The following is a 17,851-nucleotide window of genomic DNA, read 5'->3' on the forward strand; positions in this document are numbered from 1 at the left end:
GCCTGCTCGCGATGAGGCCATAACATTCAACATCATTGTTGGCTGTTACACCGCCATCGCGAGCAGGCTCACTCCCACAGTTGATTGCATTTACAAAATGAGAGTGTTGTACCGACTGCGACTACCCTGAACCGAGGTCCCATCAACGAACCACTGACCGAGTGAATCGAACATGAGCGCCAACGTCGACCTGAACAACCGCCCCGACTACGACACGGTCCTGCAGGACATCGCCGACTACGTCCTCACTTTCAAAATCGACTCTGGCGAGGCGCTGGATACCGCCCGCAATTGCCTGATGGACACCCTCGGCTGCGGTCTGCTGGCCCTGCGTTTTCCCGAATGCACCAAGCACCTGGGCCCCATCGTCGAAGGCACGGTCGTTCCTTTAGGTGCTCGCGTGCCGGGGACCAGTTACCGTCTCGACCCGGTCAAAGCCGCGTGGGACATCGGTTGCATTGTCCGCTGGCTCGATTACAACGACACCTGGCTCGCTGCTGAATGGGGTCATCCGTCCGATAACCTCGGCGCCATTCTTGCGGTGGCCGACCACCTGTCGCAAAAGCGCCTGGCCAATGGCGACACACCGCTGTCCATTCGCGTGGTGTTGGAAGCGATGATCATGGCCCATGAGATTCAAGGCGTGATTGCACTGGAAAACTCCTTCAATCGCGTTGGCATCGATCACGTCATCCTGGTGAAAGTCGCCTCGACCGCCGTCACCGCCAAGCTCATGGGCGCCAATCGTGAGCAACTGCTGTCGGCGTTGTCCCATGCCTTTGCCGACGGCCAGGCGCTGCGCACTTACCGGCATGCACCAAATGCCGGGTCTCGTAAATCCTGGGCCGCAGGGGACGCGTCCAGCCGTGGCGTGCGTCTGGCGGACATTGCGATGCGCGGGGAGATGGGTATTCCCGGTGTACTGACCGCCAGGCAATGGGGGTTCTACGACGTGTTGTTCAGCCACACCAACAACGACCTGGCGCTCAAGTCTGAAGACAAACGTGTCTTCAGCTTTTCCCGGCCGTTCGGCAGCTACGTGATGGAAAACGTGCTGTTCAAGATCAGCTTTCCCGCCGAGTTCCACGCACAAACTGCCTGCGAGGCCGCCGTCACCTTGCACCCATTGGTCAGGAATCGCCTGCACGAAATCGACAGGATCGTCATCACTACCCACGAATCGGCGATCCGCATCATCTCCAAGGTCGGCCCGCTGGCCAACGCCGCGGACCGCGACCACTGCATCCAGTACATGACCGCCGTACCCCTGGTGTTCGGTAATCTGGTGGCCGAGCAATACGAAGACGACTTCCACGCGGTGCATCCGATTATCGACGTGCTGCGCGACAAAATGGTCATCGTCGAAGACCCGCGCTTCACCCGCGAATACCTGGAGCCGGATAAACGCTCTATCGCCAATGCGGTGCAGGTGTTCTTCAAGGACGGCTCCAGCACCGAGAACGTGGTGGTGGAGTATCCGATCGGCCATCGCCGTCGCCGCGCCGAGGGTATTCCGTTGTTGGAGGACAAGTTCAAGGCGAACCTGGCAACGCGCTTCACGGCTCAGCGCAGTGCCGAGATTATTGCGTTGTGCAAGGACCAGGCGCGGCTTGAGGAGACGGCGGTGAACCGGTTTGTGGATTTGTTTGTGATTTAAAGGACCGCGTTATCGTTCTTCGCGGGCAAGCCTCGCTCCTACAGGGTTTCGGTGTGAATCACATGACCTGTAGGAGCGAGGCTTGCCCGCGATGGCGGTGGAACAGACGCCGGTAATCTACTTGAACCGCCGCTCCACACCTTTCTCCACCAGAATCTTCGCTGAAATCTCTTCCACGGAGAAATGCGTGGAATTGATGTGGGCAATGTTCTCGCGGCGAAACAGATTCTCCACCTCGCGCACTTCGAATTCGCACTGCGCGTAGCTCGAATAGCGGCTGTTGGGCTTGCGTTCGTTGCGGATCGCTGTGAGGCGGTCCGGGTCGATGGTCAGGCCGAACAGCTTGTGATGATGGGCGCGCAGGGCGGTTGGCAGTTGCAGGCGCTCCATGTCGTCTTCGGTCAGCGGGTAATTGGCCGCGCGGATGCCGAATTGCATGGCCATGTACAAACACGTCGGGGTTTTGCCGCAACGCGACACGCCTACTAGAATCAGGTCAGCTTTGTCGTAATAGTGCGTGCGGGCGCCGTCGTCGTTGTCGAGGGCGAAGTTCACCGCCTCGATGCGCTCCATGTAATTGGAGTTGCCGCCGATGGAGTGGGATTTGCCGACGGTGTAGGAAGAATGCTCGGTCAGTTCCTGTTCCAGCGGGGCCAGGAAGGTCGAGAAAATGTCGATCATGAAACCATTCGAGGTCGCGAGGATCTCACGAATGTCCTGATTGACAATGGTGTCGAAAATAATCGGACGAAAACCATCGTTTTCGGCGGCTTTGTTGATTTGTTGTACCATGGCCCGCGCTTTATCCGCGTTGTCGATGTAGGGCCGCGTGATTTTGCTGAAGGTAATGTTTTCGAACTGCGCCAACAGGCTTTGACCGAGGGTTTCGGCGGTAATACCCGTGCCATCGGAGATAAAGAAAGCAGATCGTTTCATTTGCACCTTGGGCCTTAAGTGAGTGTCCTGTGTCACAAATGCGTTCCTTTTTGACGGCGCCTGTGGCCGCCATACTGCGTTGCCGCTCCTCGCCATAGCCAGCTATGACTCGTCGCGGCGCCTTGTCTGGCAACAACAGTCACTCGCCAAAAAAGAACGCATTTGCAACACAGGACACTTGTAACGATTCTTGGATATAGTAGGCGCGATTTGTCGGCCGCCAGTGGCCAGCATTCTCACTTATTTTCCAGGTCCAGGCCATACAGCCGGCAAATGCTCCCCCGAGTCGCCGGCTTCTGAGCTTTTCCAACACAGTTAGTGGAGAGATCACCTTGGTAGAGTACGTAGTTTCCCTCGATAAGCTCGGCGTCCATGATGTAGAGCATGTGGGGGGCAAGAACGCATCCCTGGGCGAGATGATCAGTAACCTTGCAGGTGCCGGTGTATCGGTACCTGGTGGCTTTGCCACGACAGCTCAGGCATATCGTGATTTCCTGGAGCTGAGCGGTCTGAACGATCAGATCCACGCCGCCCTCGACGCGCTGGATGTCGACGATGTCAACGCCCTGGCCAAAACCGGCGCCCAGATCCGTCAATGGATCATGGAAGCCGAATTCCCCGAGAAGCTCAACGCCGAGATCCGCACCGCGTTCGCCACGCTGTCGGCGGGCAACCCTGACATGGCCGTGGCCGTGCGCTCTTCCGCTACCGCCGAAGACTTGCCGGACGCTTCCTTCGCCGGTCAGCAGGAAACCTTCCTGAACATCCGTGGTGTCGAAAACGTTATTCGCGCCGCCAAAGAGGTGTTCGCTTCCCTGTTCAACGACCGTGCGATTTCCTACCGCGTCCACCAGGGCTTCGACCACAAGCTGGTGGCCCTGTCGGCCGGCGTGCAGCGCATGGTCCGCTCCGAAACCGGCACCGCCGGCGTGATGTTCACCCTCGATACCGAATCGGGCTTCCGTGACGTGGTGTTCATCACCGGCGCCTACGGCCTGGGTGAAACCGTCGTACAAGGCGCGGTGAACCCGGATGAATTCTATGTCCACAAAGGCACGCTGGAAGCCGGTCGTCCGGCCATCCTGCGTCGCAACCTGGGCAGCAAAGCCATCAAGATGATTTACGGCGAAGTGGCCACGGCCGGTAAGTCGGTCAAGACCATCGACGTCGACAAGGCCGATCGTGCACGTTTCTGCCTGAGCGACGCCGAAGTCAGCGAGCTGGCCAAACAAGCGATGATCATCGAGAAGCACTACAAGTGCCCGATGGACATCGAATGGGCCAAAGACGGCGACGACGGCAAGCTCTACATCGTGCAGGCCCGTCCGGAAACCGTGAAAAGCCGCACCCAGGCCAACGTCATGGAACGTTACCTGCTGAAAGAAACCGGCACCGTGCTGGTGGAAGGTCGCGCCATCGGCCAGCGCATCGGCGCCGGCAAAGTGCGGATCATCAAGGATGTGTCCGAGATGGACAAAGTCCAGCCGGGCGATGTCCTGGTTTCCGACATGACCGACCCGGACTGGGAACCGGTGATGAAACGCGCCAGTGCCATCGTCACCAACCGTGGCGGTCGTACCTGCCACGCGGCGATCATCGCTCGCGAGCTGGGCATCCCGGCCGTGGTCGGTTGCGGCAACGCCACCCAGCTGTTGAAAGACGGCCAGGGCGTGACCGTTTCTTGCGCTGAAGGCGACACCGGTTACATCTTCGAAGGCGAGCTGGGCTTCGACATCAAGAAAAACTCCGTGGATGCCATGCCGGATCTGCCGTTCAAGATCATGATGAACGTCGGCAACCCGGACCGCGCCTTCGACTTCGCGCAGCTGCCGAACGCCGGTGTGGGCCTGGCCCGTCTGGAATTCATCATCAACCGCATGATCGGCGTGCACCCCAAAGCGCTGTTGAACTACGACGGCCTGCCGCAAGAAATCAAGGACAGCGTCGACAAGCGCATTGCCGGTTACAACGACCCGGTCGGCTTCTATGTCGAGAAACTGGTCGAAGGCATCAGTACCCTGGCGGCAGCGTTCTGGCCGAAAAAGGTCATCGTGCGTCTGTCGGACTTCAAGTCCAACGAATACGCGAACCTGATCGGCGGCAAACTCTACGAGCCGGAAGAAGAGAACCCGATGCTGGGCTTCCGTGGCGCTTCGCGTTACATCAGCGAATCGTTCCGCGACTGCTTCGAGCTCGAATGCCGCGCCCTCAAGCGCGTGCGCAACGAGATGGGCCTGACCAACGTCGAAATCATGGTGCCGTTCGTTCGCACCCTGGGCGAAGCGAGCCAGGTGGTCGATCTGCTGGCCGAAAACGGTCTGGCCCGTGGCGACAACGGTCTGCGCGTGATCATGATGTGCGAACTGCCGTCCAACGCGATCCTGGCTGAAGAGTTCCTCGAGTTCTTCGACGGCTTCTCTATCGGCTCCAACGACCTGACTCAGCTGACACTGGGCCTGGACCGTGACTCCGGGATCATCGCGCACCTGTTCGACGAGCGTAATCCTGCAGTGAAGAAGCTGCTGGCCAATGCTATTCAGGCCTGCAACAAGGCCGGCAAGTACATCGGCATCTGCGGTCAGGGCCCTTCGGACCACCCGGATCTGGCTAAATGGCTGATGGAGCAGGGCATCGAAAGCGTTTCGCTGAACCCCGATTCCGTACTGGAAACCTGGTTCTTCCTGGCTGAAGGTCAAGCTCCGGCCTGATGGTGTGGACGGGCCGCTCTCTGTGGGAGCGAGCCTGCTCGCGATGGTCGTAAACGATAACGCGTACTTGCTGGATAAACGCGTTGTTCTGGCGTCCTTCGCGAGCAGGCTCGCTCCCACACTGGCCGGCTCTTTTAGATATTCAAGTAGGGCGGGCTCCTCTGGATGCCGCCCTTTTTTGTGCAAGAGCATTATGCAAAGCAGCAGCAACCTATTTCCTGTCGCCCTGATCAGCGCCGAGCGGCGCGGTGATCTGAGCGAAGATGTCTATCGTTTGAAACCCGGTAACAGCCCCGACGGCACCGTCGAACTGGCTGTGACGCGCCTGGGCCTGGCCGATGAGCCGGCGGTGCGTGGCGTGCCGGTGATTCTGTTGCACGGCAGCTTTTCCAATCGACGGTTCTGGTTCTCACCCAAAGGTTTGGGGTTGGGGGCTTATCTGACGCGTCTGGGCTTCGATGTGTGGATCCCGGAAATGCGCGGTCATGGTCTGTCTCAGCGCAATCAGGACTATCGCAAGAACCGCGTCGCCGACTACGCGCGTTACGATTTGCCGGCCATTGGCGCGTTCGTGCGCGAGCAAAGCGGCCAGGTTCCACACTGGATCGGTCATTCGTTGGGTGGCATTACCCTGGCCGCGGCATTGGGCGGTCAGTACCTGGGCGAACCTGCCGTGGCTTCCGCGGCGTTTTTTGGCACGCAGGTCAGCCGCACCTACTGGCCGTTGAAGTTTCCGCCGGTGGAGTGGAGCGGGCGCTTCATCCTCAAGCGGTTTGCCCAACTGTCGGGTTCACGGCTCAAGCGCGGCCCGGAGGACGAGCCGATCGGCCTGGCCCTGGAAAGCATGCGCTGGTACGGGCTGTTCGGCCGTTTTGGCGATGCCGACAAGGACTGGTGGGCAGGTTTGGCCGAGGTTCGGTTGCCAGTGCTGGCCGTGAGCGCCGCGGGCGATCATCAGGACCCGACGTGGGCCTGCCGCAAGCTGTTCGATCAGGTCGGCTCTGAGCACAAGCAATTCATCACCCTTGGCCGCGAGCAAGGCTTTGGCGATAATTTCGGTCATGTGGAAATGCTTGTCAGCAAGTCTGCGCAGACTGAAGTGTGGCCATTGGTGGCGCGTTGGCTGGCAGATCAACAGACGCCTTTGCTGGGGGGAAAGCCGGATTTGGCCGCGGCCGTTTGAAGCTGATGCTCTAACAAGGGCATTTCGCTCTGAACGGCTTGCGGCTAAGATATGACGCATTAAGCGGTTCTGGTCACTTTTGGTGATTGACTCGATCGGCGCGTTTGCGGCCGTTCAGCCTTGGCCCGCGTATGCTGCCTACTCGATTGTCTTCCTTTTAACAGGAGTTTCTCGATGAACCATTACCTCACGCCTGACCTGTGCGATGCCTACCCGGAGCTGGTGCAGGTGCTGGAACCGATGTTCAGCAATTTCGGTGGCCGTGATTCTTTCGGCGGCGAAATCGTGACCATCAAATGTTTCGAAGATAATTCGCTGGTCAAGGAGCAAGTCGCGCTCAAGGGTAACGGTAAAGTGCTGGTAGTCGACGGTGGCGGTTCCCTGCGCCGCGCGCTGTTGGGCGACCTGCTGGCCGAGAAAGCCGCCAGTAATGGTTGGGAAGGGCTGGTGATCTACGGTTGCATTCGCGACGTTGACGTCATCGCGCAAACCGATCTGGGGGTTCAGGCTCTGGCCAGTCACCCGATGAAAACCGACCGGCGCGGTGTGGGTGAACTCAATATTGCCGTGACCTTCGCGGGTGTGACCTTCCACCCGGGGCACTATGTTTATGCGGATAACAACGGCGTGATCATTTCGCCAAGCCCGCTGAAGATGCCTGAATAAAGCGCGTTTCATCAAAGGGGTGAGGATGTTCGAGGAAGAAAACGCGCAGTGGGGGCTGGTGCATGCCCTGGTGCTGGACGGTAAAGGCGGTGCGCGTTCGATAGCCCGGACTGAACTCGATGACTTGCAGTTGCAGGCCCATGAAAGCCTGTGGCTGCACTGGGATCGCAGTCACCCGCAAACCCAGACCTGGCTGCGTAAATACAGCGGTCTGAGTGAATTTAGTTGCGACCTGTTGCTGGAAGAAAACACCCGGCCGCGTCTTTTGCCGCTGCCGGACTCAGAACTGTTGCTGTTTCTGCGCGGGATCAACCTCAATCCAGGTGCCGAGCCGGAAGACATGGTCTCGGTGCGGATCTTCGGTTCAGCCCAGCGAGTCATCTCCCTGCGTCTGCGGCCGTTGCGCGCCACCGATGAGTTGCTGGCGCAACTGGCTGAAGGCAAAGGGCCGAAAACCGCCTCCGAACTCATTCTTTATATGGCGCAGTACCTCACTAACAAAGTGCAGGATCTGGTCAGCTGCCTCTCGGAAATCGTCGATGAGGAAGAAGAAAAGCTGGATACCGACGAACGGTATACGCCGGAGCATGGGGCCGTTTTGCAGATCCGTCGCAGGGCGGCCGCACTGAAACGTTTTCTGGCACCGCAACGGGATATTTTCGGTCAGCTGACGCGGATAAAACTACCGTGGTTCGTTGAAAACGATGGCGATTACTGGAACGAATTGAACAACAGCCTGACCCGTTATCTCGAGGAGCTGGAGTTGACCCGGGAGCGTGTGGGGCTGGTCCTGGAGGCCGAAGACCGGCGTCTGAGCGTGCGGATGAACCGCACGATGTACCGCTTCGGAATCATCACCGGAATTTTTTTGCCGATGAGTTTTCTGACCGGTCTTTTGGGTATCAACGTCGGCGGTATTCCGTTCTCCACCAGCCCTTATGGCTTCCTGATCGCCTGCTTGCTGGCAGGCTCGGTAGCGCTGGGGCAGTGGTGGCTATTCCGACGTTTGCGCTGGTTCTGATGATGAGTCATGTGACCCGACCAAATTTGACCGCGTCTTTCACAGATATCACGAGAGGTGCGTATGCACGATCCGTTTGAACAGTCTTTGCGTGACATGCTCAAAGCTTCGCCGTCCAGCCGTGACGACGATGCCTGCCTGGGTCGCGTGCTGAAAACCGCCAACCGCCAGGTCGGTGCCGGCGATCTGTTCAGCCTGCTGGGCCGCTGGCTGCCCGCGCTGATGATCGCCCTGAATAACGGATCGGCCCATGTCTCGCCGGTTTCCCGTCTTCGTAAACCTACCGCTCGCACTGCTGATAAGGCTGATTGAATATGGAACTTGATCTCTGGACTCAGAGCCTCGTCACTGCAATGACTGCGTTATGGACCAAGGTTGCAAACTTCATTCCGAACCTGTTTGGCGCACTGGTTGTGCTGCTGCTGGGTTTTGTCGTGGCCAAACTGCTGGACACGTTGCTCTCCAAATTGCTCGCCAAACTGGGCCTCGATCGCCTGATGGGCGGTACCGGGCTGACCAAATTGCTGTCACGCGCCGGCCTTCAGGTGCCTATCTCGACGTTGATCGGCAAGATCGTCTATTGGTTCGTTCTGCTGATTTTTCTGGTTTCAGCCGCAGAATCCCTTGGACTTGAACGAGTTTCGGCTACGCTGGACATGTTGGCGCTGTATTTGCCGAAAGTATTCGGCGCTGCGCTGGTGCTGCTGGTGGGTGTCTTGCTGGCGCAACTGGCCAATGGGCTGGTGCGTGGCGCGGCAGAAGGCGTAGGGCTTGATTACGCCGCGGGCCTGGGGCGAATTGCCCAAGGCCTGGTGATCATCATCAGTATTTCGGTTGCGATCAGCCAGTTGGAGGTCAAGACTGACCTGCTCAACCATGTGATCGTGATCGTCTTGATTACCGTTGGTCTGGCGGTTGCGCTGGCCATGGGCTTGGGAAGCCGGGAAATTGCCGGTCAGATTCTTGCGGGAATCTATGTGCGTGAGTTGTATCAGGTTGGGCAACAAGTGCGTGTTGGCGAGGTCGAAGGTCAGATCGAAGAGATCGGCACGGTTAAAACCACCGTGCTGACCGATGAGGGTGAGCTAGTCTCTCTCTCGAATCGGATTCTCTTGGAGCAGCATGTGAGTAGCCGCTAACCCGGCAAATCCTGCTAATGTATGCCGCCGCAAAATGCCCTGAAGGGCTGCGGCGGACATTGACCTGACTGTCGGCCAGACTTGTTTTGAATAAAGCTCAATCGCTCTCCACGCGCTACGACCCCCGCGAGCTCTCTGATGAGGAGTTGGTCGCGCGCTCGCATACCGAGCTGTTTCACGTAACTCGCGCCTATGAAGAACTGATGCGGCGTTACCAGCGAACATTATTTAACGTTTGTGCACGGTATCTCGGGAACGATCGTGACGCAGATGATGTCTGTCAGGAAGTGATGTTGAAGGTGCTGTACGGCCTGAAGAACTTCGAGGGCAAATCGAAGTTCAAGACGTGGCTATACAGCATCACGTACAACGAGTGCATCACGCAGTATCGGAAAGAACGGCGAAAGCGTCGCTTGATGGACGCTTTGAGTCTGGACCCCCTTGAGGAAGCGTCTGAAGAAAAGACGCCGAAACCCGAGGAGAAGGGCGGACTTGATCGCTGGCTGGTGTATGTGAACCCGATCGACCGTGAAATTCTGGTGCTACGATTTGTCGCAGAGCTGGAATTTCAGGAGATCGCAGACATAATGCACATGGGTTTGAGTGCGACAAAAATGCGTTACAAACGCGCTCTAGACAAATTGCGTGAGAAATTTGCAGGCATTGCTGAAACTTAGTTCGGCGCAAATATCTCTTACGTGTAGGCAAGTTCTGATAGACTTGCCGCCGAGTTGTCCCCCGGTTTGCGGGACTGCTTCACAATCACCAGATGGGGATTTAACGGATGAAACTGAAAAACACCTTGGGCTTGGCCATTGGTTCTCTTATTGCCGCCACTTCGTTCGGCGCTCTGGCACAAGGCCAAGGCGCAGTTGAAATCGAAGGCTTCGCTAAGAAAGAACAATTCGACAGCGCTCGTAACTTCAAGAACAACGGCAACCTGTTCGGCGGTTCGATCGGTTACTTCCTGACCGACGACGTTGAACTGCGTCTGGCCTACGACGAAGTGCACAACGTGCGTTCCGACGACGGTCGTAACATCAAGGGCGCTAACACCGCTCTGGACGCCCTGTACCACTTCAACAACCCGGGCGACATGCTGCGTCCGTACGTATCGGCTGGTTTCTCCGATCAAAGCATCGGTCAGAACGGCACTGGCGGTCGTAACCGTTCTACCTTCGCCAACGTTGGCGGCGGTGCCAAGCTGTACTTCACCGACAACTTCTACGCCCGTGCCGGCGTTGAAGCTCAGTACAACATCGACCAGGGCGACACCGAGTGGGCTCCAAGCGTCGGTATCGGTGTGAACTTCGGTGGCGGCTCCAAGCCTGCTGCTGCTCCAGTTCCAGCACCAGCTGAAGTCTGCGCTGACAGCGACAACGATGGCGTTTGCGACAACGTTGACAAGTGCCCGGACACCCCAGCCAACGTAACTGTTGACGCTGATGGCTGCCCAGCAGTTGCTGAAGTTGTTCGTGTTGAGCTGGACGTGAAATTCGACTTCGACAAGTCGGTAGTCAAGCCTAACAGCTACGGCGACATCAAAAACCTGGCTGACTTCATGAAGCAGTACCCATCCACCACTACTACTGTTGAAGGTCACACTGACTCCGTCGGTCCTGACGCTTACAACCAGAAACTGTCCGAGCGTCGTGCAAACGCAGTTAAGCAAGTTCTGACCAACCAGTACGGTGTTGAATCGTCCCGCGTTCAGTCTGTTGGCTACGGCGAATCCCGCCCAGTTGCTGACAACAAAACTGAAGCTGGTCGCGCTGTAAACCGTCGCGTAGAAGCGCAGGTTGAAGCTAGCGGTAAGTAATTAGCTCGCAGCTTTGGAAAAGCCCGGCTTAGGCCGGGCTTTTCTTTGTCTGCGATTTGGTGAAAAGGGGTTGGCAAGGTAGGTTCAGGCTGATTGATCGGCCGTCATCGCGGGCAAGCCACGCTCCCACAGAGATGACGTTGCACAGGCTGCCACGGTTCCAATCACCAAAATGGCTGGGCTTTTCAATTCAAAGGCGCAGGCGTCTTTCTCCATCGCTGTCAGGTCGCTCCGACATTCCCGTTGGTGCGGCAGGGAAGCATTTTCGATCATCGCCACAGGCGTATCGGCTGCCATTCCGCCGGCCAGCAGTTGCTGGCGAATTTCACTGAGCTTCGCCACGCCCATGTAGATCACCAGCGTGGTACCCCCTTGAGCCAGGGCCTGCCAGTTCAGGCTGCTGTCATCCTGAGTGTGCGCCGTGACCAGTGTCACGCCACGCGCGACGCCCCTTAGCGTCAGCGGAATATCGCATTGGGTCGCGCCGGCAAGACCCGCGGTGATGCCATTGACCAGCTCAACCTCGACGCCACGCTCACGCAGCCACTGAGCTTCTTCACCGCCGCGCCCGAAGATGCACGGATCGCCACCCTTGAGCCGCACCACGCATTTGCCGTGGCGGGTATAACGCAACATCAGGCGATGAATGAAGGCTTGAGGCGTGGAGCGACAGCCACCGCGCTTACCCACAGGAATAATTCGCGCATTCGGGCAATGCTCCAGCACCGCGTCATTGACCAGATCGTCGATCAGCACCACGTCCGCTTCACGCAACGCTCGAACCGCCTTGAGGGTCAGCAATTCAGGGTCGCCAGGACCCGCACCCACCAGCCAGACTTTTGCGCTCATAGTGTTTTCCTCACGAGATGACGGCGACTGGCTGCGCGGTGGCGGCCAGCAAACGCTTGATTTCCGGTACGCAGGAGCCGCATTGCGTGCCGCAGCCCAGTTCTTGTTTCAAACCCTGCAAGTCCAGGCCACGACCAATGCCGGCACAGACCGCGTTCTGGCTGACGTTCATGCAGTTGCACAGGGTTTTGGTGCCGGATGCCGGACCGCCAGCGCTGCCCGGTGGCGCACTCAAGGGTGCCAGCAGCCAACGGCGTAGCTGTTCGTCGGCGCGACCTTCGAGCCACAGGCTTTGCAGCCAGTGCTGGGCGAGGGTTTCACCGGCCAGGCGAATCGCGGTGATCCGACCGTTTTCGATCCGTACCCGCTTGCCGATCGAGCGCCGAGGATCGTCGTAGGCCAATACCGGGCCGTCGTTGAGCCCCAGACATTGATCGATATCACGCAACAGCTGCGGCTCTGGCGCAGTGGCGCTGGCGGCGCGTATCAGCAGTGCAGGGCGCTCACGGCCGGTAAGGCTGAGGCTTGCGTAGGAAAACGCCTCGCAGAGCGGTCGCAGCGTCTCCAAGTGTTGTTGAACATCACCCTCTATCAGGGCGAAAAGCTGCCAGGGCAATTGCACCGGCTCGAGTCGTACGCCGCTGTGCTTGAGTTCCGGTTGTTTCGACAATGGGTCGAAGGCGGGAAGGGTGAGGGTATTCACGCCGCCCTTGAGAAAACGGTCGCCCCAATGCATCGGCAGGAACGCCTGGCCCGGACGTACGCTGTCGTCGCTGCTGACCGGCACGATCACCGAGCCCCGGCGACTTTTCAGATTGATCAGATCGCCCGGTTGCAGGCGATGCCGACGCAGTTCATCCGGGTGCAGGCTCAACACGGCTTCGCTGACATGGCCGAATAGCTGCGCGGCGGTGCCGGTGCGGCTCATGCCGTGCCATTGATCGCGCAGGCGGCCGGTGATCAGAGTCAGGGGGAAGCGCGCATCGCGTTGTTCCTTGGCGGCGCGATACGGGTCGGTGATGAACTGTGCACGCCCGCTGGCGGTCGGGAAAACTCCGTCGAGATACAGCCGCGCCGTGCCTTCGCGAGCCCCGGCGGGGAAGGGCCATTGCTGCGGGCCGAGCTGGTCGATCAGCGCATGGCTGATGCCGGAGAGGTCGAGGTCGCGGCCGCGCGTCAGGTGTTTGTATTCGTCGAAGACCTGCGCCGGGGTTTCAAAGGCAAACAGGCTGGTGGCTCCAGGGCGCAGATGTTTTTCCAGGCGCTGTGCGAAATCCACGGTGATCGCCCAGTCGGACCGTGCTTCACCGGGTGCGCCGATGGCCCGGCGGACGTGGGAAATGCGCCGTTCGGAGTTGGTTACCGTGCCGTCCTTTTCACCCCAACTGGCGGCGGGCAGCAGCAGGTCGGCGAACGCGGCGGTTTCGGTGGTGCGAAAGGCTTCTTGCAACACCACGAACGGACAGGCTTGCAGTGCCTCGCGCACAGCGGTCTGGTCCGGCAGCGACTGTGCAGGGTTGGTGCAGGCGATCCACAGGGCTTTGATCTTGCCGCTGCGCATCTGCTCGAATAGTTCGATGGCGGTCAGCCCGGTGTTCTCGGGCAGTTGATCAACGCCCCAGTAGTCGGCCACTTGCGCGCGGTGTTCGGCATTGGCGGCTTCGCGATGGCCTGGCAGCAGGTTCGACAAACTGCCGGTTTCCCGGCCGCCCATGGCATTCGGCTGACCCGTCAGCGAGAAAGGTCCTGCGCCGGGGCGACCGATTTGCCCGGTAGCCAGGTGCAGGTTGATCAGCGCGCTGTTTTTTGCGCTGCCGGCAGTGGACTGATTCAGCCCCATGCACCACAGCGACAGAAAGCTCGGTGAAGTGCCGACCCATTCCGCGCATTGCTGCAATTGCTCGACGCTGATCCCGCAGAGTTGCGACACCATTGTCGGGGTGTAATCACGCACCAGGTTTTTCAGCTCGGCGAGGCCTTCGGTGTGAGCCTTGATGAAGTCGCGGTCGACCCAGTCTTCCCACAGCAACAGGTGCAAAATCCCATGGAACAAGGCGACATCGGTGCCGGGCAGAATCGCCAAATGCATGTCAGCCAAATCGCAGGTGTCGGTGCGCCGTGGGTCGATGACGATGACTTTCATCTGTGGGCGGCGGGATTTCGCTTCTTCCAGGCGACGAAAGAGGACCGGGTGGGCGTAGGCCATGTTGCTGCCGACGATCATCACGCAGTCGCTCAATTCCAGGTCTTCGTAGTTGCAGGGCGGGGCGTCGGCGCCGAGGCTGCGCTTGTAGCCGACCACGGCTGAAGACATGCACAGTCGTGAATTACTGTCGATGTTGTTGGTGCCCACCAGCGCTCGCGCCAGTTTGTTGAAGGCGTAGTAGTCCTCGGTCAGCAACTGCCCGGAGATATAGAACGCAACGCTGTCCGGACCATGCTCGGCGATGGTTTCGGCGAAGACGCTGGCGGCGTGATCGAGGGCAGTGTCCCAGTCAGTGCGGCTGCGGGCCAGGCCTTTGCCCAGGCGCAGTTCCGGGTACAACGCCCGTGCCGTCAGGTCGCCAGTCAGGTGCAGGGTCGAACCTTTACTGCACAACTTGCCGAAGTTGGCCGGGTGTGCCGGATCGCCGCTGACGCCGAGGATGCGCTCGCCGTCGTGCTCGATCAGCACACCACAGCCGACCCCGCAGTAGCAGCAGGTGGAGGCGGTGATCTGGTTCATCAGCTTGCTTCCCGCAGGGCCAGCAGCACCCGGCCATTCTCGACCCGTGCCGAGTGATGGTGGGCGCAGCCGATATCCGGGGCCTGGGCCTCACCGGTTTCCAGATCGATCTGCCAGTTGTGCAGCGGGCAGGCCACCCGTTTGCCGTAGATCAAACCCTGGGACAACGGGCCGCCCTTGTGCGGGCAGCGATCGTCGAGGGCGAAAACCTCATCGTCGCTCGTACGAAAAATCGCGATGTCGCCTTTCGGGCCCGCAATAATCCGTGAGCCAAGGGTGTTGATCTCTTCCAGTGCGCAGATATCCAGCCAGTTCATACCGACACCTCCAGGTTCTTCACGGGAATGACCTCGAATTCTTTTTTCAGCAGCGGCTGTTCAAGGCGTTCCTTCCAGGGGTCCTGTTCGAACGACAGGGAAAATTGCAGGCGATCGTTCAGTGCCTTGCGCCGTTCCGGGTCTTCCAGCACGGCTTTCTTGATGTGTTCCATGCCGACCCGTTGCAGGTAATGCACGGTGCGTTCGAGGTAGAAGGCTTCTTCGCGATACAGCTGCAGGAAAGCGCCGTTGTATTCGCGCACTTCTTCGGCGGTTTTCAGTTTGACGAAGAACTCCGCGACTTCGGTTTTGATCCCGCCGTTGCCACCGATGTACATCTCCCAGCCGGAGTCCACGCCGATAATTCCGACGTCCTTGATCCCCGCTTCCGAGCAGTTGCGTGGGCAACCGGAGACGGCCAGTTTCACTTTGTGCGGCGACCACATGTTGAACAGGTCGTGCTCAAGCTCGATGCCCAGTTGCGTGGAGTTCTGGGTGCCGAAGCGGCAGAACTCGCTGCCGACACAGGTTTTTACGGTACGGATGGATTTGCCGTAGGCGTGGCCGGACGGCATGTCCAGGTCTTTCCAGACGCCTGGCAGGTCCTGCTTCTTGATCCCCAGCAAGTCGATGCGCTGGCCGCCGGTGACCTTGACCATCGGCACGTTGTACTTGTCGGCCACGTCGGCAATGCGCCGCAGCTCTGAAGGATTGGTCACACCGCCCCACATCCGCGGGACTACAGAGTAAGTGCCGTCTTTCTGAATGTTGGCGTGGGCGCGTTCGTTGATCAGGCGCGATTGCGGGTCGTCCTTGGCTTCGCCCGGCCAGGTGGAAATCAGGTAGTAGTTGAGCGCCGGACGGCACGTGGCGCAACCGTTCGGGGTGCGCCAGTTCAGGTAGCTCATGGTGCCAGCGATGGTCAGCAGGTGCTGGTCGCGGATGGCCTGGCGGATTTGCCCATGGTTGAGGTCGCTGCAACCACAGATGGCTTTTTCGCTTTTCGGTTTGACGTCCGCCGCACCGCCCACGGTATTGATCAGGATCTGCTCGACGAGGCCGGCGCAGGAACCGCAAGAACTGGCGGCCTTGGTGTGTTTTTTCACGTCATCAACGCTGAACAGGCCGTGTTCCTGAATGGCCTTGACGATGGTGCCTTTGCACACGCCATTGCAGCCGCAGACTTCGGCGGTGTCGGCCATGCTCATGGCTTTGTCCTGGCCTTGGTGTCCTACATCGCCAAGAGCGTTTTCGCCGAACATCAGGTGATCGCGGATCTCGCCGATGGCATGGTTCTCACGGATCTGCCGGAAATACCAACCGCCATCTGCCGTATCGCCGTACAGACAAGCCCCGACCAACACGTCATCCTTGATCACCAGTTTTTTGTAGACCCCGCCGATCGGGTCGGAGAGGGTGATGGTTTCGGTGCCTTCGCCGCCCATGAAGTCGCCGGCGGAAAACAGATCGATACCGGTGACTTTCAATTTGGTCGACGTCACCGAGCCCTTGTAGGTGGCGAAACCCAGTTGGGCGAGGTGGTTGGCGCACACCTTGGCCTGTTCGAACAGCGGCGCGACCAGACCGTAGGCGATGCCACGGTGGCTGGCGCATTCGCCGATGGCGTAGACCCGAGGGTCGTAGGTTTGCATCGTGTCGTTGACCAGAATCCCGCGGTTGCACGGGATGCCGGATTTTTCCGCGAGTTCGGTGTTGGGACGAATACCGGCGGCCATCACCACCAGGTCGGCGGGGATGATGTCGCCGTTCTTGAACTGCACCGAGCCAACCCGGCCATTGCCGGCGTCGTGCAGGGCCTGGGTCTGTTCGCACAGGCGGAAATGCAGGCCGCGGGCTTCCAGGGCGGTTTGCAGGAGTTGACCACTGGTTTTGTCCAGTTGCCGTTCCAGCAGCCATTCGCCGATGTGCACCACGGTGACGTGCATGCCGCGCAGCATCAGGCCGTTGGCGGCTTCAAGGCCCAGCAGGCCGCCGCCGATGACCACGGCGTGCTTGTGGGTCTTGGCGGTGTCGATCATCGCCTGAGTGTCGGCAATGTCACGGTAGCCGATCACGCCCTGCAACGTATTACCAGGGATTGGCAGGATGAACGGGGTCGAACCGGTGGCAATCAGCAGGCGGTCGTATTCGGCCTCGGTGCCGTCTTCGGCGATGACCCGACGTTTGACCCGGTCGATCTCCACCACTTTGCGGTTGAGCAGCAGTTTGATGTTGTTTTCCAGGTACCAGTCCAGATCGTTGAGCACGATCTCTTCGAAGGTCTGTTCGCCGGCCAGTACAGGCGACAGCAGGATGCGGTTGTAGTTGGTATGGGGTTCGGCGCCGAAGACCGTGATGTCGTACAGCTCATTACTCAGCTTGAGCAGTTCTTCCAGGGTACGAACCCCGGCCATGCCGTTGCCGATCATCACTAGTTTTAGTTTTTTCATCAGGTTCTCCGGGGAGCTCGGGCCTGCCTCATCAGGGCATTCAGGCCTTGCTCGACAAAATTTTGCGCAAACAAAAAAAGGCGTCCCGCTAGTTAACTAGCGAGGACGCCTTTGTCCTTGTCCCGTTCTCTCGGGCAGCGCAGCCTTCTACGTTGAAGGTTGGGCTTTATGTATGTTGGGAAAGGTAATGCAGTGGTCGTGCCAAGTCGCACAAATGCGGAATTTATGGGCTCTCAGCACGGGAGGAGGGTGTTTGTGTGCACCGGTTCAATGCGCTATGCCCGGTTTTGAAGCAGAAAAGATCAAAAGATCGCAGGCTTCGCCAGCTCCTACAGGAGATCGTGGGCACCCGTGGGAGCTGGCGAAGCCTACGATTTTTTG

Annotated in this window: 14 protein-coding genes; 9 read left to right on the forward strand and 5 right to left on the reverse strand. The window is 59.0% G+C overall.

The window, feature by feature from the left end:
- Positions 1-172: 172 nt before the first annotated feature.
- A complete protein-coding gene (gene prpD, locus PMI30_RS23920) occupies positions 173-1,657 on the forward strand; it encodes a 2-methylcitrate dehydratase (RefSeq protein WP_008006965.1) in 1,485 nt (494 codons plus the stop codon).
- 117 nt (positions 1,658-1,774) lie between these two features.
- Here the strand turns inward: prpD and ppsR are convergent, their stop codons facing one another.
- Entirely contained in the window at positions 1,775-2,593 is an 819-nt protein-coding gene (gene ppsR, locus PMI30_RS23915; RefSeq protein WP_007902088.1) for a posphoenolpyruvate synthetase regulatory kinase/phosphorylase PpsR, read from the reverse strand.
- 332 nt (positions 2,594-2,925) lie between these two features.
- Here ppsR and ppsA point away from each other — a divergent pair, with 332 nt between their 5' ends.
- The 8 genes from ppsA to PMI30_RS23880 all read left to right on the forward strand — a co-directional run bounded on the left by ppsA (position 2,926) and on the right by PMI30_RS23880 (position 11,129).
- Complete coding sequence (ppsA, locus tag PMI30_RS23910) at positions 2,926-5,301, forward strand: phosphoenolpyruvate synthase (protein WP_008006967.1); 2,376 nt, start codon at positions 2,926-2,928, stop codon at positions 5,299-5,301.
- A 193-nt stretch (positions 5,302-5,494) separates the two neighbouring features.
- A complete protein-coding gene (locus PMI30_RS23905; RefSeq protein ID WP_032834985.1) occupies positions 5,495-6,484 on the forward strand; it encodes an alpha/beta fold hydrolase in 990 nt (329 codons plus the stop codon).
- A 174-nt stretch (positions 6,485-6,658) separates the two neighbouring features.
- Positions 6,659-7,150, forward strand: a complete 492-nt coding sequence (gene rraA, locus PMI30_RS23900) for a ribonuclease E activity regulator RraA (protein ID WP_007902085.1) — start codon at positions 6,659-6,661, stop codon at positions 7,148-7,150.
- Positions 7,151-7,175: 25 nt separating this feature from the next.
- Positions 7,176-8,171 carry a zinc transporter ZntB gene (locus PMI30_RS23895; protein WP_008006972.1) on the forward strand — a complete coding sequence of 332 codons (996 nt, stop codon included), beginning with the start codon at positions 7,176-7,178 and terminating at the stop codon, positions 8,169-8,171.
- Positions 8,172-8,234: 63 nt separating this feature from the next.
- Positions 8,235-8,483: a hypothetical protein gene (locus tag PMI30_RS23890; protein WP_008006975.1), complete on the forward strand. Its 249-nt coding sequence runs from the start codon at positions 8,235-8,237 to the stop codon at positions 8,481-8,483.
- A 2-nt stretch (positions 8,484-8,485) separates the two neighbouring features.
- Positions 8,486-9,310 carry a mechanosensitive ion channel family protein gene (locus tag PMI30_RS23885; RefSeq protein ID WP_007902078.1) on the forward strand — a complete coding sequence of 275 codons (825 nt, stop codon included), beginning with the start codon at positions 8,486-8,488 and terminating at the stop codon, positions 9,308-9,310.
- An 86-nt stretch (positions 9,311-9,396) separates the two neighbouring features.
- A complete protein-coding gene (sigX, locus tag PMI30_RS0129470) occupies positions 9,397-9,987 on the forward strand; it encodes an RNA polymerase sigma factor SigX (RefSeq protein ID WP_032834987.1) in 591 nt (196 codons plus the stop codon).
- Between the two features lie 107 nt (positions 9,988-10,094).
- Positions 10,095-11,129, forward strand: a complete 1,035-nt coding sequence (locus tag PMI30_RS23880; RefSeq protein WP_008006978.1) for an OmpA family protein — start codon at positions 10,095-10,097, stop codon at positions 11,127-11,129.
- Positions 11,130-11,213: 84 nt separating this feature from the next.
- On the opposite strand, the gene cobA is transcribed toward PMI30_RS23880, so the two are convergent.
- Genes cobA through nirB form a run of 4 tightly spaced genes read right to left on the reverse strand, consistent with a single transcriptional unit; the run spans position 11,214 to position 17,470 of the window.
- On the reverse strand, positions 11,214-11,978 hold the full coding sequence (gene cobA / locus PMI30_RS23875; protein ID WP_008006979.1) for a uroporphyrinogen-III C-methyltransferase: 765 nt from the start codon (positions 11,976-11,978) through the stop codon (positions 11,214-11,216).
- A gap of 10 nt (positions 11,979-11,988) precedes the next feature.
- Entirely contained in the window at positions 11,989-14,703 is a 2,715-nt protein-coding gene (locus PMI30_RS23870) for a nitrate reductase (RefSeq protein WP_008006980.1), read from the reverse strand.
- A complete protein-coding gene (nirD, locus tag PMI30_RS23865) occupies positions 14,703-15,020 on the reverse strand; it encodes a nitrite reductase small subunit NirD (RefSeq protein ID WP_007902067.1) in 318 nt (105 codons plus the stop codon). The genes PMI30_RS23870 and nirD overlap by 1 nt, the downstream gene beginning before the upstream one ends.
- Positions 15,017-17,470, reverse strand: a complete 2,454-nt coding sequence (gene nirB / locus PMI30_RS23860; RefSeq protein WP_008006981.1) for a nitrite reductase large subunit NirB — start codon at positions 17,468-17,470, stop codon at positions 15,017-15,019. The genes nirD and nirB overlap by 4 nt, the downstream gene beginning before the upstream one ends.
- Positions 17,471-17,851 lie beyond the last annotated feature (381 nt).

Origin of the sequence: Pseudomonas sp. GM50 (genome assembly GCF_000282375.1) — a bacterium.
In the GTDB taxonomy this organism is placed as follows: domain Bacteria; phylum Pseudomonadota; class Gammaproteobacteria; order Pseudomonadales; family Pseudomonadaceae; genus Aquipseudomonas.